This is a genomic window from Streptomyces sp. Mut1 (assembly GCF_030719295.1).
Taxonomy (GTDB): Bacteria; Actinomycetota; Actinomycetes; order Streptomycetales; family Streptomycetaceae; genus Streptomyces; species Streptomyces castrisilvae.
Window position 1 is genome coordinate 4,004,081 of record NZ_CP120997.1, and the last position, 18,648, is coordinate 4,022,728.

Sequence of the window (18,648 nt, forward strand, 5' to 3'; positions counted from 1 at the left end):
CATGCCCGTAACCACGGGGAACAGGGCCAGGGGTGGCGCCGCGTCCTAAGGGTCCGGCTGGGGTCGGTTCTGGGGTCCGGTGGCCGATTCCCGTCCCTAGCATCGCATCGTGTTCGAGCAGACGCTCGAACTGCCGGGCATCAGGCTGGAGGAATATCCGCATGTCCCTGCTGGCAACCGATCCTGCCGAGGCGGCACGGTTCCGCGCCTTCGGTCCACGGCAGCTCGATGAGATCGCCGACCGCCACGGACTGCCCGCCGACATACGGGAGACCGTCCGGCTCGTGTCGATGGTGCTGCCCTTCCGGGTCAACGAGTACGTCCTGTCGCAGCTCATCGACTGGGACCGCATCCCGGACGACCCCATGTTCCAACTGGTCTTCCCGCAGAAGGGAATGCTGACCGAACAGAACGAGCGGGATCTCGCCACGCACGCCGCCGACCCCTCCGGCAAGGTCGCCCTGCGCGCCCTCGTCCAGCAGATCCGCGGCCGGCTCAACCCGCACCCCTCCGGTCAGAAGGAGCTGAACGTCCCCACCCGGGACGGCGCCGAGATCCCCGGCCTCCAGCACAAGTACCGCGAGACGGTCCTGTACTTCCCGAGCCAGGGCCAGACCTGCCACTCGTACTGCACGTACTGCTTCCGCTGGGCCCAGTTCGTCGGCGACACCGAACTGCGCTTCGCCGCCCCCGACCCGCGCGGCCTCATCTCCTACCTGGAGGCCCACCCCGACGCCTGCGACGTGCTCGTCACGGGCGGCGACCCGATGGTGATGTCCACCGAGCGGCTGCGCAGCCACCTGGAGCCGCTGCTCTCGCTGGAGAGCGTGCGGACCATCAGGATCGGTACGAAGTCCGTGGCCTACTGGCCGCAGCGCTACGTCACCGACCCCGACGCCGACGACGTCCTGCGGCTGTTCGAGAAGGTCGTCGCCTCCGGCCGCAACCTCGCCGTCATGGCCCACTTCAGCCACCCGCGCGAACTGGAGACCGACCTCGCGCGGCGGGCCCTCGCCCGCATCCGGGACACCGGGGCGCTGGTCTACTGCCAGGCCCCGCTGATCGCCAAGGTCAACGACGACCCGGACGTGTGGAGCCGGATGTGGCGGGCCGAACTCGCCGCCGGGGCCGTCCCGTACTACATGTTCGTGGAGCGCGACACCGGCCCGTACGACTACTTCCGGGTGCCCCTCGCACGGGCACAGGAGATCTACCGGGACGCCTACGCCACCCTGCCCGGCCTCGCCCGCACGGTGCGCGGCCCGGTGATGTCCGCGACCCCCGGCAAGGTGGCCGTGGACGGGGTCATCGAGAAGGCCGAGGGCCTGTTCTTCCAGCTGCGCATGGCGCAGGCCCGCGACCCGAAGCTCGTCGGGCGCCCCTTCCTCGCCCACTACGACGCCGACGCCGCCTGGCTGGACGAGCTGCGCCTCGACCACTCGGTGCCCGCCGACATCGCCCGCGCCCTCGCGGGCCCCGCCGCGGCGCGCGAACCCGAACTCTTCGGCAACCGGGCGGCTGCCGCCGCGGTGGGGAGCCAGTCATGAGCGGCATGCGGATGTCCCCGAACCTGGCGCTGAACCAGCTGGTCGCCGAACGGCAGGCGGCCGGCGAGCCGATCGTCCATCTCGGCTTCGGCGAGTCCCGGCTGCCCGCCTTCGCCCCGCTCGTCGAACGCCTCGCGGCGGGCGCACGGCGCAACGCCTATGGCCCGGTGGCCGGTTCGCCGGGCGTACGGGCCGCTGTCGCCGGGTACTTCGACCGGCGCCGCCTGCCCACCGGACCGGACCAGATCGTGGTCGCCCCGGGCAGCAAGCCGCTGCTCATGGCCGTCGGCCTCACCGTCCCCGGAGATCTGCTGCTGCCGCGCCCGGCGTGGAACACCTATGCCCCGCAGGCCCGGCTCGCCGGCAAGCACCCGATCGCCGTGCCGATCCCCGAGGAGTGCGGCGGCGTCCCGGACCCCGCCCTGCTGCGCGAACACATCCGGGCCGCCCGGACCCTCGGCCACGACCCGCGCGTCATGGTCCTCACCCTGCCGGACAATCCGACCGGCACCCTCGCCCCTCCGGCGATGATCCGCGAGCTGTGCGCGATCGCCGAGGAGGAGGACCTGCTCATCGTCTCGGACGAGATCTACCGGGACGTCGTGCACGACCCGGACACCCCCTACCTCAGCCCCGCCGAGGTGGCCCCCGACCGCACCGTCGTCTGCACCGGGCTCAGTAAGTCCCTGGCCCTGGGCGGCTGGCGCATCGGCGCGGCCCGCTTCCCCGCGGGCCCGTGGGGGGAGTGGATCCGCAGCGGGGTCGCCTCCGTGGCCAGCGAGATCTGGTCGACGCTGCCGGGACCGATGCAGGAGGTCGCCGAGTACGCCTTCGGGGAGCCGGAGGAGATCCGGGAGCGGCTGCGGGTCAGCGCCCGGCTGCATGGGGCCGTCGCCCGCGAGGTCCACCGCATCGTCGTCGGGGCCGGCGCCCGCTGCCGGCCGCCCACCGGGGCGTTCTACGTCTACCCGGACTTCGAGCCGGTCCGCGAGGAGCTGGACAAGCACGACGTCACCGACTCGGCGTCGCTGTCCCGCCGGATGCTCGACCTGGGGGCCGCGGTCCTCGCCGGACATCTGCTGGGCGACGAGCCGGGGGCGCTGCGCTTCAAGTGCGCCACCAGCATGCTCTACGGCGAGAACGCCGAGCAGCAGGAAATGTCGCTGGCCGCCGAGAACCCGGTCGCGCTGCCGCACGTGCGGTCCGTTCTCGACCGCATCGAGGCAAGCTTCCAGCGGCTTTTATGACGCGTATGACCACTCCGTGAACGGGAGCGGCCCGACTCGGATATTGAATCCTTGTCGGGCCGGGCGGTGGGTCCGCTTTCTCACGCGGCGGTTTCGGTTTTGGTTATCAGTGTATTCCAGAGGACATCCGGGCTGGCGAAATTCTCCAGCTTGAGCGCGTCGTCCAGGAAGCGCACCGAATAGGCGCTCTCCAGCGCTGCGAGCAGCTCGATCGTGCCCATCGAGTCCAGCCCGAGGTCCTTGAGCCGGGAATCGTCGGACAGTTTCTCGCCCGGCGAGAGATAGGGCAGGAACGGACGGATGACGGCCTCGAAGGCCTCGTCCCAGGTGTGATTCGTGAGTTCTGGCATAAGGGAATGATGAGGGCGTCCGGCGACGGCTGTCAATGTGTCCCCGAAATGTGCCGGGAAATGAGGAGGGGAAATGGAATCAATGGCGTCACAGGCGCTGCACGCACGTTTCCTGCGGGGCCTGGAGAAATCCCCGGGCGGGGTGGCCGTACGCGTCGGCGGGGACACCGTCGACTACACGACGGCCCATGAGACGGCCCTGGCCTGGGCGGGCGCGCTCCTGGCCGCCCCCGGCGGACCGCCGAAGGCCGTCGGCATCCTGACCGGCCGCAGCACGATCGCGTACGTCGCCATCCTGGCCAGCCTGTACGCGGGGCTGCCGGCGGTCCCCGTCCCGGCCGACTTCCCGGCCGGGAAGGTCGTGGCGATGCTCGGCGCGGCCGAGGTCTCCGCGCTGGTCGTGGACGAGGAGGGCGCGGCGCTGCTCGCCGGGGGTACGGGGGCCGAGCTGGGCGGCCTGCCGGTGCTGGCTCCCCACCTCGGAGAGGCCGGGGCCCGGGTGCTCGCCGAGGGCGCCGGACTGCGGGCACTGGTCGCGGGGCCGGAGACCGCGCTGCCCGAGCCCAGGGACGCTGGGCCCGAGGACGTGGCGTACATCCTGTTCACCTCGGGCTCCACCGGCCGCCCCAAGGGGGTCCGGCTCACCCACGGGAACATGGCGCACTACTTCGCGCTGATGGACGCCTGGTACGACTTCACCGCCGACGACGTCTTCTCCCAGGCGGCGGGCCTCAACTGGGACTCCGCGGTCTCGGACCTGTGGTGCGCCTGGGCGGCCGGGGCCCCGCTGGTCTCGGTCCCCCCGCACGCCTACCGCGACCTGCCCGGATTCGTCGCCGAGCACGGCGTCACCGTGTGGTTCTCGGCGCCGAGCGTGATCGCGCTGTCCCGGCGCACCGGCCGGCTGCTGCCCGGCACGATGCCGTCGCTGCGCTGGACGTACTTCGGCGGCGAGGCGCTCCAGTTCGAGGACACCGACGCCTGGCAGCGGGCCGCGCCGGACTCGGCGGTGATCAACGTCTACGGCCCGACCGAGATGACGATCACCACGCACCGCCACCGCTGGTCGCCCGAGGAGTCGACCCGGCTCGGCGTCAACGGGGTCGTCCCGCTGGGCCTGCTCCACGAGGGCCATGCCGAGCTGCTGCTCGACGAGCACGGCGAGGACGCGGCGGACGAGGGCGAGCTGTGGCTGTCCGGGCCGCAGCTGTCGGCCGGCTACCTCGATCCGGAGGACGGCCGGGGCAAGTACCTGGAGCGGGACGGCGTGCGCTGGTACCGCACCGGGGACCGGGTGCGCAGGCTGGCCGGCGGTCAGCTGGTCTACCTGGGCCGGATGGACTCGCAGGTCCAGGTGCAGGGCTACCGCGTCGAACTGGCCGAGGTGGAGCACGCGTTGCGCGCCGCCTCCCCGGTCTCGGGGGCGGTCGTGGTCGGCGTACCGGTGGCGAACAGCACCGAACTGGTCGCCTTCTACCTCGGCGACGAGCGCTCACCGAGGGAGTTCCACCGGGACCTGGCGCCCGTGCTGCCGCCGCAGCTGATCCCTCGGCACTACCACCGGCTGGACGAGTTCCCCCTCAACACCAACAAGAAGACCGACCGGCTGGTGCTCACCGCGCTGGCGGCGGAGCGGCACGGCACGAAGGCGCCGGAGCCGGCGCGTGTGCCCGTGCCGGCCCCCGTACGCGCCGCGTGAGCCCGGCAGCCTCGTCGGCCTCGTCGGCCTCGTCGGCCCGAAGGCCGACGCGGGCCCCACAGACCCCACAAGCATCACTGGCACCACCAGCAATGCCGGCACCACCCTCACCACCGTCCTCAGGAGGACAGTCAGTCATGTACACAAGACCCTGGTCGCCGCGGAAGGCGGCCCGCAGGTTCACTCTGTTCGCCGCCCTCGCGATGGCGGCCACCCTCGGAATGGCGCCTTCCGGCGCGTGCGCGACGGCGGCCGAGTGGCCGACGGGCGGGCACGACCTCGCCAACAGCCGTTCCGCCTCGCAGGAAAAGGCGATCACCAAGAACAACGCGAGCCGCCTGAAGGCCAAGTGGACGTTCGCCACCCACGGCGACGTCTCGGCGACCCCCGCGGTCGTCGGCGGTGCGGTGTACTTCCCCGACTGGGGCGGCTACCTGCACAAGGTGAACGCGAAGACCGGCAAGAAGATCTGGACGCACAAGGTGTCCGAGTACACCGGGAACCCGGACTCGGTCTCCCGGTCCAGCCCCACGGTCGTGGGCGGCAAGGTCTACATAGCCGACTGGACGAAGGCCGTCCTGATGGCGGTCGACGCGAAGACCGGCAACAAGGTCTGGACCCGGGAGATCGACACCCAGTACCAGGCCGTGCTGACCCAGTCGCCGGTCGTGCACAACGGGGTGATCTACCAGGGCGTCTCCTCCCGTGAGTCCGAGGGCGCCTACGACCCCACGTATCCCTGCTGCACCTTCCGCGGCAGCGTGAACGCGGTCTCCGCGACCACCGGCAAGGTGCTGTGGCGGCAGTTCACGACGCCGGACAACGGCGGCACGACCGGCGGCTACAGCGGCGTCGCCGTGTGGGGCACCCCGGCCCTGGACCCGTCGACCAACACGGTGTACTTCACCACCGGCAACAACTACACCGTTCCGCAGTCCGTGTCCGACTGCCAGACGGCCGGCGGCACCGCCTCCGAGTGCTACCAGGACGACAACTACGTCGACACCGTCCTCGCCATGGATATGACGACGGGTCGCATCAAGTGGCACACCGGCACCAAGCGGTTCGACGCCTGGAACGCCGGCTGCCTGCCCGGACTCCCGCCCAACAACTGCCCGCCGAACCCGGGCGACGACTACGACTTCGGTGACGGCGCCCACCTGTTCACCATCAAGGGCGCGAACGGCCGCCCCCGCAAGGTCATCGGCGCGGGCGAGAAGAGCGGCGAGTACTGGCTGATGGACGCCACCAACGGCGACGTCATCTGGAGCGCGGCCGCCGGACCCGGCGGACACGTCGGCGGCATCGAGTGGGGCACGGCCAACGACGACAAGCGGATCTACATCGCCGAGGCCAACTTCAACAGGCTGGAGTACCAGCTCGCCGACGGGACCACTACGACGCGCAGCTCCTTCGCCGCGCTCGACCCGCAGACCGGCAGCATCATCTGGCAGGTCGAGGACCGGACCGACGGGCTCGCCTGGGGCGCCCTGACCGCCGCCAACGGGGTCGTCTTCGGCGGCTCCACCAGCGGCCACATGTACGCCCTGGACGCGGCCACCGGCGCCTACCTGTGGGAGTTCGTCGCCCCGTACTCCTCCAACGCCGGCCCGGCGGTCGTCGACGGCACCGTCTACTGGGGCAACGGCTACGCCCGGTTCGCCGACGGGGCCGGCACCACCGGCAGCAGCACCGAGGGCACGTTCTACGCCTTCACGGTGGACGGCAGGTAACACAGCACACACAGCAGTGGCCGGCGCCCGCACGGGCGCCGGCCACTCGGTCGTTCAGCGACGTCAGGCCGCCACCGGCAGCCGGCGCCGCACCGGCCGCATCGCCGACCTCGGCGTCACCGGCACCACCTCGAAGTTCCGCGTGGTGCACGCGACCCGGGTGAACAGCCCGTCCGCGCCGGCCACGCAGAGCCGGCCCACCCCCGCCGCCTTCAGCGAGGCCACCACATCCGGCCACCGCACCGTACGCACGAAGCCGTCGAGCAGCATCGCGCGCACGCCCGCGCCCGTGGTGACCGTACGGCCGTCCTGGTCGGCGATCACCGGGAGCCGCGGGTCCGACCAGGTCAGCCCCGCGAAGATCTCCTCGTCCACCCGGTCGCGCAGCCCGTCGAAGAGGTACGAGTGCATCGGCGGCTTCATCGTGTACATCGCCATCCCGCCGAGCGAGCGGATACGGCGCTGGAGCCAGTCCAGGACCGACTCATGGACGGTCAGCATCGTGAAGTCGTGGTCCACCACACAGGCGATGTCGCTCCACTCGCCGCGCTCCTCCAGCTCCTCGCGCAGCCCGGCCACGCCCTCCTCGTCCACCCGGGCGATCGACTGGGTGACCAGGGCGGGGTGCTCCCGGGCGAAGTAGTCCTCCATCGTCTCCGCGAGCCGGGCGGTCATCGTCACGGCGTCACCGAAGTCGAGGACCCCGGAGTGGACGGCGGCGGCGCGGGCGCCGAAGCTCGGGCCCGTCACACAGACCGGGTCGATCTCCAGCCGCTCACCGGCCCAGCGCGCCAGGGCCAGGCAGTTCACCACGAAGGCGATCTGCCCGTAGAGGGAGTAGTCGCCCTCGGTCTCCTGATAGCGGTCGGCGAGCCGGTAGCCGAGGGCGTCGTCGGCGATCGCGTACAGCTCGCGCGCGTACGGGTTGACCAGCATGAACCGGGAGACCTCGGAGAAGGCCGTGGGCTGCATCCCGGGGAAGACGATCGCCGTCCGCGTCGCCCCGGCGGGTTCGGTGTGAGTGTCCATGGGCCGAGGGTCACCCGTACCCCCTCCCTCGGAGCACCCCTGCCACCCCCTGAGTTGGGGGGCGCGCACGGGGCGCGCAAGCGAACCTTAAGCGCGTTTGCGGAGGATCGGCGGGTAACGAGGGCCGCACCATCCACGGGCCCGCAGACGCGAGGGGATGCCGCGGATGTCAGAGTCACGCTTCGCCACCTTCACCGAACTGCTCCGCGCCCGGACGGCCGAACTCGCCGACGAGGACGTCCACGTCTTCCTCCGGGACACCGCGGACGGTCCGGTGGCCGAGCACCTCACCTACGGAGAGCTCGACCGGGAGGCGAGACGCATCGCGGCCTGCCTCCAGAGCTACGGCGTGGCCGAACAGCCCGTACTGCTCGCCTACTCCTCGACCGTGGAGTTCCTCAAGGCCTTCGCGGGCTGCCTGTACGCGGGAGCCGTCGCGGTCCCCGTCCCGCTGCCGGGCGAGGCCGGCCGCGACAAGCGGCTCAACCGCACCACCGCCGTCCTCAAGGACACCGGGGCAGCCGTCGTCCTCACCGAGACCTCCGCCGCGCCCGAGGTCGCGCTGTGGCTCGCCCGCAACACCCGCTCCACCGCCGAGTGCCTGGTCACCGACGTCGCCGAGATAGGCGACCCGGAGGCCTGGCGGCCGGTCGCCGCCCGCCCGGACGACCTGGTCTTCCTCCAGTACACCTCCGGCTCGGTCTCCGAACCGCGCGGAGTGACGGTCTCGCACCGCAACCTCCTCGCCAACCAGGCCAGCCTGCGCGAGCTGCTGCACACCACCCGCGAGGACGTCTTCGGCAGCTGGCTGCCCTACTTCCACGACATGGGTCTTGTCGCCCACCTGCTGCACCCGGTCTACCTCGGCAGCCACAGCGTCCAGGTCACCCCGCTCTCCTTCGTCAAGCGCCCGCTGCGCTGGCTCCAGGCCATCGACCAGTACGGCGTCACCGTCGGCGGCGGCCCCAACTTCTGCTACGACCTGTGCGTCCACCGCGTCAAGGACGAGCAGATCGCCGCCCTGGACCTGTCCCGCTGGCGGCTCGCACTCAACGGCGCCGAGCCGGTCCGCGCCGAGAGCCTGGACGCCTTCGCCGAACGGTTCGCGCCCGCCGGATTCCGGCCCGAGGCCCTGCGCCCCTGCTACGGCCTCGCGGAGGCCACGCTCGTCGTCTCCGGCGGCGAACCCGGCACCCGGTACGTGCGCAAGGAGTTCGACAAGACGGCCCTCGAACAGGACCGGGCCGTCGGCGCCGGCGGCGAGGACGGCCACCGCACACTCGTCGGCTGCGGCGTCCCCGTGGACATGGACGTACGGATCGTGGACCCGCTCACCCACCACGAGCTGCCGCCCGGCGCGGTCGGCGAGATCTGGATGCGCGGCTACAGCGTCGCCCGCGGCTACTGGCGGCGCCCCACCGAGACCGTGCGCACCTTCCGCGCCAGCCTCAACGACGAGGAGAGCAACTTCCTGCGCACCGGGGACCTCGGGATGCTGGTCGACGGGGAGCTGTTCGTCACCGGGCGGCTCAAGGAAGTCATCATCATCAACGGCCGCAACGTCTACCCGCAGGACATCGAGTGGGCCGCCCGGACCGTCAGCCCCGCCCTGACCTTCGGCGCCGGAGCCGCGTTCTCCGTGGACGCCGGCCGCGAGCACCTGGTCCTGGTGCAGGAGGTGCGCGGCGTCGGCAGCAGCGCCGAACTGCGCACCGTCGCCCAGAAGATCCAGGCTCTGATCGGCCAGGAATTCGAGATCCCGGCCGGCAACATCCTGCTCGTCCGTCCGGGCGCCGTCCGCCGCACCAGCAGCGGCAAGGTGCAGCGCACCCTGATGCGCACCCTCTTCCTCGACGGTGTGGTGCGCGGCGAGTACGAGGTGCTGACCCCCGACGTGTGGGCGCTGGCCCGTGCCGAGGACGCGCTGTTCGGGGGCGATCTGCTGCGGCCGGAGGGAGCCGACGGGGGAAGGCGGTGGTGACGACCCTGCCCACCGAGCCTCCGCGCGCCTCCGAAGGGGCCGCGCGCAGCCGGGAGAGTGCCGTACGGGCGCGGGTCGCCGAACTGGAGGACCTGCTCGGCGACCCCTCCGACCCGGCCAACCCGGCCGGCTACGGCGCGCTCCTGGAGGCCGACCGGGCCGCCGTGCCCTTCTCCGAGGGGGAGGCGCTGCTCGACCGGTTCGGCATCGTGGACGAGTACGTGCCGCGCTCGCTGGGCGGCCGGCTCGACGCGATGGACACCCTGGTCCGGGTCATGCGCCCGGTCATGCGGCGGGACGTGGGCCTGGCGATCGGGCACGGCATGACCACCTTCATGGCCGCGTCCGACGTCTGGACGACGGGCAGCGAACGGCAGCGGACCTGGCTGGCCGGGCTGCTGCGCGCGGGCGGCCGGGCGGCCATCGCCCAGCACGAGACCGCGCACAGCAACGACTTCGTCCGCAGCCAGGTCACCGCCCGCCGGAGCCCCGGCGGCTACCTCATCAGCGGCGGCAAACCGCTGGTCAACAACCTGCAACGGGCCGGGGCCCTCGTCCTGTTCTGCCGCACCGACCCGGCCCCGGGCAGCCGCAGCCACTCCGTGCTGCTCCTGGAGCCCGGACAGCTGTCGGACACCCGCGCCGCCGTCACCGCCCGCAGGACGCCCGTCGGGCTGCGCGGCTGCCGCTTCGCCGGGGTCGAGTTCGACGACTGTCCGGTGCCCGCCTCCGCCCTGCTCGGGTCCGAGGGCAGCGGCATCGAGACCGCGCTGCGCTCCTTCCAGATCAGCCGGACCGTGATCGCCGGGACCGCCGTCGCCGCCCTCGACACCTCCCTGCGCACCGCCGTCCGCATCGACCGTGAGCAGTCCGGCGGCTGGCAGGGCCGGGGCACCGACAACAGCCGCACCGGAGCCGCCCTCACCAACGCCTTCGTCAGCCTGCTGCTGTACGACGCGCTCGCGGTGGTCGCCGCCCGCGCCCTGCACCTGCTGCCCGCCGAGACGAGTGTCAGCTCGGCGGCGCTCAAGTACCTGATGCCGCGCGTGCTCAGCGAGACCATGTACGACCTGTCGATCGTCCTGGGCTCCGACTTCTACACCCGCGAAGGCACCCTCGGCATCTTCCAGAAGCACGTCAGGGACGTCCCCGTGCTCAGCCTCGGCCACGCCGGGACCGTCGCCTGCCAGGCCACCGTCATCCCGCAGATGCCCCGGCTCGCCCGCCGCTCCTGGTTCATCGAGGACGAGGCGCCCGCCGGGCTCTTCCGGCTGGGCGGGGACCTGCCGCCGCTGCGCGCCGACCGGCTCGCCCTGGCCTGCGGCCGGGACTCGCTGAGCGCGTCGCTCCTCGCCGTCGCCGCGCGCATCGAGGGCCACGGCCCCGTGGAGCACGCCCTGCGCACCCTGGCGGGCCTGCTGGTCGAGGAGTTCCGGGACGTGCGGGGCCGGGTGCTCAGGCTGGAGGCGGCGGGGCCGGCCACCAGCGCGCAGCCCGCGAAGTTCGCCCTCATGGACCGCTACACGCTGCTGCTGGCCGCCGCCGCCGTGCTCGGCGTCTGGGACCAGGCGCGGTACGGCCCCGACCCGTTCCTCGCCGACCCGTCCTGGGCCGCGGCCGCGCTGCACCGCATCTGCCGCCGGCTCGGCACCCGCGTCTCCGACCTCCCCCCGGAGTGCGAGACGCGCATCCGGCACGAGGTCCAGCTCCGCTTCTCCACCCGGACCAGCTACGACCTCTACTCGACCCCGATTCCGGGTTGACCGAAGGAGTCCGCCATGACCATCCCCACCGGCCGGCACGCCGTGGCCGCCGACACCGCGAAGGCGGACGGCGTGTACGAGTGGCTGTCGGCCCGCCTCTCGCTCTACCTGCGGCGGGCGCCCGAGACCATCGACCCCACCGTGCCGCTCGCCGAGTACGGCATGGACTCGGTGGCGGCCCTCAGTCTCTGCGGCGACCTGGAGGAGGAGTTCGGGCTCGACGTCGAGCCGACCCTGCTGTGGGACTTCCCGACCGTCACGAGCCTCGTGCGCCATCTGACCGCCGTGCTGCCGGACGCCCCGGCGGACGCGGTCCCCGTGCGGGACCCCCGCTGATGGGGGACATCGCCGTCGTCGGCATCGACTGCACGTTCCCCGGGGCGGCGGGCGTACAGGCGTACTGGGACCTGCTGACGGGCGGCCGGGCCGGCATCGGCCCCGTCCCCGCGCAGCGCTGGGAGACGCGGGACCACCCCGCGGTCGGCGACAGCGGCGGTTTCATCGACGACGCCGATGTCTTCGACAGCGACTTCTTCTCCGTCACCCCGCGCGAGGCCGCCGCCATGGACCCGCACCAGCGGCTGCTGCTGCCGTGCGCCTGGCGGGCCCTGGAGGACGCGGGCCTCGCCCCCGGCCAACTCGCCGGCACCGGCACGGGCGTGTTCGTCGGTGTGATGGGCGGCGAGTGGGGGCGTCTCACCATGAGCGACCTCGCCCGTGTCACGCCGCTGCTCGGCGCGGGCAGCAGCGCCGGGATGACCGCCAACCGGATCTCGTACCACTTCGACCTCACCGGGCCGAGCCTCGCCGTCGACACGGCCTGCTCCTCCTCGCTCGTCGCCGTCCACCTCGCCGCCAACTCCCTGCTCGCCGGGGAGTGCGACACCGCCCTGGCCGGCGGCGTCAACGTCGTGCTGTCGCCCTCGCTCGGCCTGGTCTACGGGCAGCTCGGCCTGGCCGCATCCGACGGGCGCTGCAAGCCGTTCAGCGCCGACGCGGACGGCATCGGCCGCAGCGACGGCGTCGGCCTGGTCGTGCTGCGCCGGCTGGAGGACGCGCTCGCCGACGGCTCGCGGATCTACGCGGTGCTGCGCGGCAGCGCCGTCAACCAGGACGGCCGCAGCAACGGCATGATCGCCCCCAACCGCTGGTCCCAGGAGCGCGTCCTGAACGCCGCCTACCGGCGGGCCGGTGCCAGCCCCGCCGAGGTCGCGTTCGTGGAGGCCCACGGGACCGGGACCGTGCTCGGCGACGCCATCGAGTGCGCGGCCCTCGGCTCGGTGCACGGCGTCCCGCGCGAGACGCCCTGCGCGATCGGCTCGGTCAAGGGCAACCTCGGCCACGCCGAGGGCGCCGCGGGCATCGCCGGGTTCATCAAGACCGCCCTCTCCCTGCACCACCGCATCGTCCCCGCCAGCCTCTTCGCGGAGCGCGAGAACTCCCGGCTGCGCCTCGGCGAGCGCGGCCTGCGGCTCATCAAGTCGGCCACCCGGCTGCCGCGCGGCGAGATCCTCGCCGGGGTCAGCAGCTTCGGCATGGGCGGTACGAACGCCCACGCCGTCCTCGCGAGTGCCCCCAGAGCCCCCCGCGCCGTCCCCGCACGGGCCCGCGCGGGCGCGGCCGGTGTGTTCACCGTCAGCGCCGACACCTCCGAGGCCCTGCGCCGCAATCTCGCCGCCCAGGCCGACGCGCTCGCCGCCCGGCCCCGGGGCGCCGCGGCCGCCCTCTGCCGGAGCAGCAACCGCGTCAAGACCGGCCTGCCCCACCGCTTCGCCGTCACGGCCCGCGACACCGGGGAGCTGGTGGACGCGCTGCGCCGGGCCGTGGAGCTGCGGAATCCCGCGCCGGGCGGGGTGAGCCCCGCGGGTGACCGCCCGTGGGGCCGGCCGGTGGTGGCGTTCCTCTTCACCGGCCAGGGCAGCGAGTTCCCCGCGATGACCGCGGGCCTGTACCGCGAGTCCCCGGCCTACCGCCGCCACCTGGACGAGGCCGACGAGGCACTGGCCGCGCACATCGGCGCCTCGGTGCGGGACGCGATCCTCGGCGGCGAGGAGTGGAGCGGCCGGGCCGGGCTGGTCCAGCCCGCGCTGTTCGCCGTCGGCTACGCGCTCGCCCGCACCCTGACCGGCCTGGGCGTCGCCCCGGCCGCCGTGCTCGGCCACAGCCTGGGCGAGTACGCCGCCGCCGTCACGGCCGGAGTGCTCGGACTCGACGACGCCGCCCGGCTCGTGGCCCTGCGCGCCCGGCTGACGGCCGCGCTGCCCCCGGGCGGCGCCATGCTCACCGCCGCCGCCGGTACGGACGTGCTGGCCGCGGTCCTGGCGGCGGAGCCGGAGGTGGTGGCCGGTGCGCTCAACGGGCCCGCCGACACCGTGCTCTCGGGTCCCACCGACGCGCTGGCCCGGGTCGCCGAGGGGCTCGCCGGACTCGGGGTGCGGACCAAGGAGCTGGCCTCCCCGTACGCCTTCCACTCGCCCCTGATGGCCCCGGTCGCCGCCGGACTGCGCGCCGCCCCCGTGCCCTGCGCGCCCGCCGTGCTGCCGGTGGCCTCGACCCGGTACGGGCGGGTGCTGCGCGACGAGCCCATGGACGCCGGTTACTGGGCCGGCCAGGCCGAGGAGCCCGTGCTGTTCGACGCCGCGCTCGGGGCGCTGGTACGCGACATCGCCCCGACCCATCTGATCGAGATCGGCCCGCAGCCCCAGCTCACCCGGATCGCCGCCCGCGCGGGCAGCCTGGGCGGTGCCGAACTCCTGCACCCCGCACCGGGCCCCCAGGGCACCGGCCAGGAGCTGGCGGAGACGGTGGCCGCTCTGTACCGCTGCGGACTCGACCCGTCCTGGGACGAGTTGTACGCCCCGGAGCACCAACTTCCCGAGCCGCTCGCCCCGTACGTCTTCTCGTCCGCCCAGCGCTACTGGGACCGGCCCCCGGCGGCCGTCGTGCCCGAAGTCGAGAGGCGGCCAGAGGCGGTACCCGGCCCCGCCGTTGTTTCACGTGAAACGGGCGACGACGACCCGGTGCTCGACGCCGTGGTCGAGGCCGTCACCGAGGTCGGCGGCTACCCCATGGAGCGGGTGGTGCGCGAGGCCCGCTTCCATGAGGACCTGGGCTTCGACTCGGTGATGATCATGCAGCTCAAGAACCGGGTGGAGGCCCGGCTCCCGAGGGTCGGCGAGGTGTCGGTCCAGCAGATGCTGCCCGCCCTGCGCTCGGTCGGTTCCCTGGCCGAGTTCCTCGACGGCGTGATCATGGCGAGGTCGGCATGACGAACGTCCATATCGCCGCGACCGGCACCGCCCTGCCCGGCAAGCCGGTGGACAACACCACCCTCGCCACGATGCTGGGCGTCAGCAAGGAGTGGATCGACCTCTTCGTCGGCACCCGGACCCGCTACTTCGGCTGGGACCCCGCCACCGGCGAGGTGCGGGGCTCGCTGGCCGACCTGTGCGCCGAGGCCGCCGCCCAGGCCGTGCGGGCGTCCGGGCTCGGCCTCGCCGACATCGAGTTCCTGGTGCTCGCGACCGCCACCCCCGACACGCTCCTGCCGACCACCGCGACCGAGGTCGCCGACCGGCTCGGCCTCGACCACCTGCCCGTCTACCAGATCCAGGCCGGCTGCTCCGGCGCGGTCCAGGCACTCGACCTGGGACGCGGCCTGATCCTGGGCGGCCGGCACGCCGGGCTCGTCATCGGCGGCGACGTCACCCACCGCTTCCTTTCGCCCCGGCAGGACGCGGCGAAGATCCCCACCGGTGAGCTGGTCAACTACGTCCTGTTCGGTGACGGAGCCGGCGCCGCCGTCCTCACCGCCGAACCGGAGGGCGAGCGGATCGCCGTCCGGTCGGTGCTGAACTCCTGGACCGGACGCGGCCGGAGCCCCGGCCAGCTCCTGGACTGGTACGGCACCACCGACCGCGATTCGGACCGGCCGATGCTCGCCGAGGACTACAAGGCGATCGAGGAGCACGTCCCGCCGATCGCCTCCGAGATCCTCTGGGAGCTGCTCGGCGGCCTCGGCTGGAGCCTGGACGACATCGGCTTCCTGCTGCCGCCGCAGCTCTCCGAGCGGATGACCGCCCGCATCGTGGACCGGCTGCCCCAGGGCCCGGCCCGGAACATCTCCTGCGTCGCCGACACGGGCAACACCGGCAATGCTCTGCCATTTCTCCAGCTCGACCGACTAGTACCCGAACTCGGGGAAGGCGATCGGGCAGTCGGCCTGTGCGTGGAATCCAGCCGGTGGATCAGAGCCGGGTTCGCCCTGGAGAAGGTGTGAGGTGGGGATGACCACGGGACTGGACCAGCTGCGTGATCTGCGAAAACGGGGGCTGCTGGAGAAGGCGTACGACCAGGTCGCCGGGGTGCTCGCCCAGGAGGGGCCGGGCGGCGCACGGGCCGACACCGCTGCGGTGGGACGACTGCTCGCCGGCCTCGACCCCGGTGCCGTGCTGAGCCACCACCCGGCGACCCCGGTCGTCACCGTCGCCGTCACCGGCCAGTCCACGGTCGGCCAGGTGCTCGACCCGCTGCGGGGCGAACTGGCCCGCCACGGGCTGCTCCTGCGCGCGGTCCTCGGCGAGCACGGGACCTATCTGCGCGACCTGACCGACCCGGCCGGGGAGCTGCACACGGCCGCACCCGACCTCACCCTGTGCCTGCTGGACGCCGAGACCGTCTTCGAGCAGGTCCCCGGGGTGTGGCGCCCCGAGGACGTGGAGGCGGCCGCCGCCGACGTCCTGGCCCGGTGCGCCGCGCTCGCCGACGCCGCGCCGGGCACCCTGGTCCTCAACACCCTGCCGCTGCCGTGGACGTACAGCAGACAGCTCATCGACCACCGCTCCCGGGCCCGGCTCGGCGCGGTCTGGCGGGAGTTCAACGCCCGCCTGCTGCGGCTCACCGAGCGCTCGCCCGCGCCCGTGGTCATCGACCTCGATCCGCTGGTCGCCGAGGGCGGACCGGTCACCGACCCCGCACTCGCCCGGTACGCCAAGGTGCGGCTCGGCGCGCCCCTGCTCGCCGGATACGCCAGGGAGGTCGCCCACCTGGCGCGCGCCCTGCGCGGCGCCACCCGCAAATGCCTGGTGCTCGACCTCGACCACACCCTGTGGGACGGGGTACTCGCCGAGGAGGGGCCCGACGGCATCGCCGCCGCGGGCACGCTGCGCGGGGAGGCGTTCGGCGCCTTCCAGACCTGCGTACGCCAGCTGGCGTCGCAGGGCGTGCTCCTCGCCGTGAGCAGCAAGAACGACCCCGCGGAGGTGGCGCGGGTGCTCGCGGACCATCCCGATCTGGTGCTGCGTGAAGGGGACTTCGTGGCGGTCAACGCCAACTGGGACCCCAAGGACGGCAACCTCGCCGACATCGCCCGCCGGCTCGATCTGGGCACCGACGCCCTGGTCTTCGCCGACGACTCACCGGCCGAGCGGGCGCAGGTGCGCCACGGCCTGCCCGAGGTCGCCGTGGTGCCGCTCGACGGGGAGCCCGCGACACATGTGGCACGGCTGCTGGCCGACGGCTGGTTCGACGTGCCGAGCCTGACCGAGGAGGACCGGGCCAGGAACGGCCAGTACCGGGCCCTCGGGGAGCGCCGGAAGCTCCGGGAGGGCTCCGGCTCGCACGAGGAATTCCTGCGCGCCCTGGACGTCCGGCTGGAGACCGGCCCGCCGCAGCCGCACGAGGCGGCCCGGATCGCGCAGCTGACCCTGCGGACCAATCAGTTCAACCTCGCCGGGGGCGGCCTCACCGAGGCGGCCGTGGCCGAGGTGGCGGCCGACGCCGGGCGGCAGGTGCTGGTGGCCCGCTGCTCGGACCGGTTCGGGGACAACGGCCTGGTCGGCGCGGCCCTGATCACCGAGGCCGCCGGGCAGTGGCACCTGGACAACCTGTGGATCAGCTGCCGGGTGCTCGGCCGGGGCGTCGAACACGCTTTCCTCGCCGTACTGTTGAGCAGAGCCAGGCGCCACGGACTGACCGCCGTGGGCGCCCGCCACGTGCCCACTGCCCGCAATCACCGGGCCCGGGACCTCTATCCGTCCTGTGGGTTCGTCGCCCGTGAACTGCCCGAGCCGGGGGAGCACGGGGACGGGACTTCGGCCTACCTCCACGACCTGCTGGTGCTGCCGGGGATCCCCGGCCACATATGTGTCACCGAGTCCGGAAAGGCACCCCGATGAGCACCGTAGACCTGGTGGGCCTCGACGCGTTCCTGCGGCTCGTGGGCGATGACCTGGGACTGGACGTGGAGGGCGGCGCGGGAGCGGATCTGGCCCTCGCGGACGTGCCCGGCTGGGATTCCCTGAACCTGCTCCGGCTGGTGGCCCTCCTGGAGGAGTCCGGCCACCACGTTCCGGTGCACCGTCTGCTGGAGGCACAGAGCCTCCGGGACATTCACACCCTCGTTAAGGAGTACGGATGACCGCCCCGGGCAGCCTCACGCTCGGTTCACCGCTCGGTGAACCCGTCGCCGTGGTACCCGGAGGCGACTCGTGGAACAGAGTCAGGGACGACCTGACCACCCACGGCAGCGCCCTGGCCTACGCGTGGCTGAAGGACCTGGAGCCCGCGGTGCCCTCGGGCGACGGTCTGCGCGAGCTTCTGGGCCGCGACTGGACGCGCTACCTCGACCTCACCCACTCCGACGTGCGCAACCGGTACGTCGCCTCGCGGATGCTGCTCAAGCACGCCGCGGGGGCGGTGCTCGCCAGTGAACCGGCCGACCTGGAGCTGGCGTACGGGCCGACCGGCCGCCCGTATCTGCGCGGCTGCGACCAGATCGACATCAGCCTCAGCCACACCGAGGACCTGCTGCTCGTCGGGCTGACCACCTGCGGGCTGATCGGCGTGGACGCCGAGCGGGCCGACCGCGACATGTACGGCGGCGGGCTCGTCCGGCACATCTGTACGCCGTACGAGGCGGTGCTGCTGTCCGGGATGCCGGAGAAGGAGCGCAACGGCGCCCTGGTGCGGCTGTGGACGCTGAAGGAGGCGTACAGCAAGGCGATCGGGCAGGGGATGCAGTTCCGCTTCACCGAGTTCGGCTTCGGCCCGGACGGCCGGCCGGTCCGCGTGCAGCGACCCGATGGCACGGCGGGCACCGGGGAGGAGTGGGGCTTCCGCACCTTCCCGCTGGAGGACGGCTACGTCGTCAGCGCGGCGGTGTACGACGCGGGGTTCGGCAAGCTCCAGGACGCCCATGTCACGACGATGCTCGACCAGGACTGCGTGGACGCGATCACGGAGGCGCTGGACGAGGAGGAGGGCGGAGGCACCGGCGGGTGAGGCGCGGTGCGGCGGTGC

At 72.8% G+C, this 18,648-nt stretch carries 14 protein-coding genes; 12 read left to right on the forward strand and 2 right to left on the reverse strand.

The window, feature by feature from the left end:
• Nucleotides 1–161: 161 nt before the first annotated feature.
• On the forward strand, nucleotides 162–1,547 hold the full coding sequence (locus P8A18_RS17140; protein ID WP_306055676.1) for a KamA family radical SAM protein: 1,386 nt from the start codon (nucleotides 162–164) through the stop codon (nucleotides 1,545–1,547).
• Nucleotides 1,544–2,794, forward strand: coding sequence for a pyridoxal phosphate-dependent aminotransferase (locus tag P8A18_RS17145; RefSeq protein ID WP_306055677.1), 1,251 nt, complete (start codon nucleotides 1,544–1,546; stop codon nucleotides 2,792–2,794). Before P8A18_RS17140 ends, P8A18_RS17145 begins: the two co-directional genes overlap by 4 nt.
• A gap of 80 nt (nucleotides 2,795–2,874) precedes the next feature.
• Here the strand turns inward: P8A18_RS17145 and P8A18_RS17150 are convergent, their stop codons facing one another.
• Nucleotides 2,875–3,144, reverse strand: a complete 270-nt coding sequence (locus P8A18_RS17150) for a phosphopantetheine-binding protein (protein WP_306055679.1) — start codon at nucleotides 3,142–3,144, stop codon at nucleotides 2,875–2,877.
• Nucleotides 3,145–3,226: 82 nt separating this feature from the next.
• Here P8A18_RS17150 and P8A18_RS17155 point away from each other — a divergent pair, with 82 nt between their 5' ends.
• Both P8A18_RS17155 and P8A18_RS17160 read left to right on the forward strand, forming a co-directional pair.
• Complete coding sequence (locus tag P8A18_RS17155) at nucleotides 3,227–4,843, forward strand: AMP-binding protein (protein WP_306060965.1); 1,617 nt, start codon at nucleotides 3,227–3,229, stop codon at nucleotides 4,841–4,843.
• 137 nt (nucleotides 4,844–4,980) lie between these two features.
• On the forward strand, nucleotides 4,981–6,576 hold the full coding sequence (locus P8A18_RS17160; protein WP_306055680.1) for an outer membrane protein assembly factor BamB family protein: 1,596 nt from the start codon (nucleotides 4,981–4,983) through the stop codon (nucleotides 6,574–6,576).
• A gap of 63 nt (nucleotides 6,577–6,639) precedes the next feature.
• Here P8A18_RS17160 and P8A18_RS17165 read toward each other — a convergent pair whose 3' ends face one another.
• The gene (locus P8A18_RS17165) at nucleotides 6,640–7,605 is read right to left on the reverse strand and encodes an ACP S-malonyltransferase (RefSeq protein ID WP_306055681.1); all 966 of its coding nucleotides are present in this window, start codon (nucleotides 7,603–7,605) and stop codon (nucleotides 6,640–6,642) included.
• A gap of 157 nt (nucleotides 7,606–7,762) precedes the next feature.
• Here P8A18_RS17165 and P8A18_RS17170 point away from each other — a divergent pair, with 157 nt between their 5' ends.
• Genes P8A18_RS17170 through P8A18_RS17205 form a run of 8 tightly spaced genes read left to right on the forward strand, consistent with a single transcriptional unit; the run spans nucleotide 7,763 to nucleotide 18,630 of the window.
• The gene (locus P8A18_RS17170; RefSeq protein WP_371933683.1) at nucleotides 7,763–9,586 is read left to right on the forward strand and encodes a fatty acyl-AMP ligase; all 1,824 of its coding nucleotides are present in this window, start codon (nucleotides 7,763–7,765) and stop codon (nucleotides 9,584–9,586) included.
• Nucleotides 9,583–11,349, forward strand: a complete 1,767-nt coding sequence (locus P8A18_RS17175) for an acyl-CoA dehydrogenase family protein (protein ID WP_306055683.1) — start codon at nucleotides 9,583–9,585, stop codon at nucleotides 11,347–11,349. The genes P8A18_RS17170 and P8A18_RS17175 overlap by 4 nt, the downstream gene beginning before the upstream one ends.
• Before the next feature lie 15 nt (nucleotides 11,350–11,364).
• A complete protein-coding gene (locus P8A18_RS17180; protein WP_306055684.1) occupies nucleotides 11,365–11,685 on the forward strand; it encodes an acyl carrier protein in 321 nt (106 codons plus the stop codon).
• Nucleotides 11,685–14,618, forward strand: coding sequence for a type I polyketide synthase (locus tag P8A18_RS17185; protein ID WP_306055686.1), 2,934 nt, complete (start codon nucleotides 11,685–11,687; stop codon nucleotides 14,616–14,618). The genes P8A18_RS17180 and P8A18_RS17185 overlap by 1 nt, the downstream gene beginning before the upstream one ends.
• A complete protein-coding gene (locus P8A18_RS17190; protein ID WP_306055687.1) occupies nucleotides 14,615–15,628 on the forward strand; it encodes a 3-oxoacyl-ACP synthase III family protein in 1,014 nt (337 codons plus the stop codon). The genes P8A18_RS17185 and P8A18_RS17190 overlap by 4 nt, the downstream gene beginning before the upstream one ends.
• A gap of 7 nt (nucleotides 15,629–15,635) precedes the next feature.
• Nucleotides 15,636–17,525: an HAD-IIIC family phosphatase gene (locus P8A18_RS17195; RefSeq protein WP_306055688.1), complete on the forward strand. Its 1,890-nt coding sequence runs from the start codon at nucleotides 15,636–15,638 to the stop codon at nucleotides 17,523–17,525.
• Nucleotides 17,522–17,767: a phosphopantetheine-binding protein gene (locus tag P8A18_RS17200; protein ID WP_306055690.1), complete on the forward strand. Its 246-nt coding sequence runs from the start codon at nucleotides 17,522–17,524 to the stop codon at nucleotides 17,765–17,767. The genes P8A18_RS17195 and P8A18_RS17200 overlap by 4 nt, the downstream gene beginning before the upstream one ends.
• The gene (locus P8A18_RS17205; RefSeq protein WP_306055691.1) at nucleotides 17,764–18,630 is read left to right on the forward strand and encodes a 4'-phosphopantetheinyl transferase family protein; all 867 of its coding nucleotides are present in this window, start codon (nucleotides 17,764–17,766) and stop codon (nucleotides 18,628–18,630) included. Before P8A18_RS17200 ends, P8A18_RS17205 begins: the two co-directional genes overlap by 4 nt.
• Nucleotides 18,631–18,648: the final 18 nt, after the last annotated feature.

Excerpts from the sequence above, each read along its gene's own strand:
- P8A18_RS17205 (WP_306055691.1), top strand. The coding sequence starts at position 17,764 with ATGACCGCCCCGGGCAGCCTCACGCTCGGTTCACCGCTCGGTGAACCC.
- P8A18_RS17190 (WP_306055687.1), top strand. The coding sequence starts at position 14,615 with ATGACGAACGTCCATATCGCCGCGACCGGCACCGCCCTGCCCGGCAAG.
- P8A18_RS17195 (WP_306055688.1), top strand. The coding sequence starts at position 15,636 with ATGACCACGGGACTGGACCAGCTGCGTGATCTGCGAAAACGGGGGCTG.
- P8A18_RS17165 (WP_306055681.1), bottom strand. The coding sequence starts at position 7,605 with ATGGACACTCACACCGAACCCGCCGGGGCGACGCGGACGGCGATCGTC.
- P8A18_RS17140 (WP_306055676.1), top strand. The coding sequence starts at position 162 with ATGTCCCTGCTGGCAACCGATCCTGCCGAGGCGGCACGGTTCCGCGCC.
- P8A18_RS17145 (WP_306055677.1), top strand. The coding sequence starts at position 1,544 with ATGAGCGGCATGCGGATGTCCCCGAACCTGGCGCTGAACCAGCTGGTC.
- P8A18_RS17155 (WP_306060965.1), top strand. The coding sequence starts at position 3,227 with ATGGCGTCACAGGCGCTGCACGCACGTTTCCTGCGGGGCCTGGAGAAA.
- P8A18_RS17200 (WP_306055690.1), top strand. The coding sequence starts at position 17,522 with ATGAGCACCGTAGACCTGGTGGGCCTCGACGCGTTCCTGCGGCTCGTG.
- P8A18_RS17160 (WP_306055680.1), top strand. The coding sequence starts at position 4,981 with ATGTACACAAGACCCTGGTCGCCGCGGAAGGCGGCCCGCAGGTTCACT.
- P8A18_RS17170 (WP_371933683.1), top strand. The coding sequence starts at position 7,763 with ATGCCGCGGATGTCAGAGTCACGCTTCGCCACCTTCACCGAACTGCTC.
- P8A18_RS17185 (WP_306055686.1), top strand. The coding sequence starts at position 11,685 with ATGGGGGACATCGCCGTCGTCGGCATCGACTGCACGTTCCCCGGGGCG.
- P8A18_RS17180 (WP_306055684.1), top strand. The coding sequence starts at position 11,365 with ATGACCATCCCCACCGGCCGGCACGCCGTGGCCGCCGACACCGCGAAG.
- P8A18_RS17150 (WP_306055679.1), bottom strand. The coding sequence starts at position 3,144 with ATGCCAGAACTCACGAATCACACCTGGGACGAGGCCTTCGAGGCCGTC.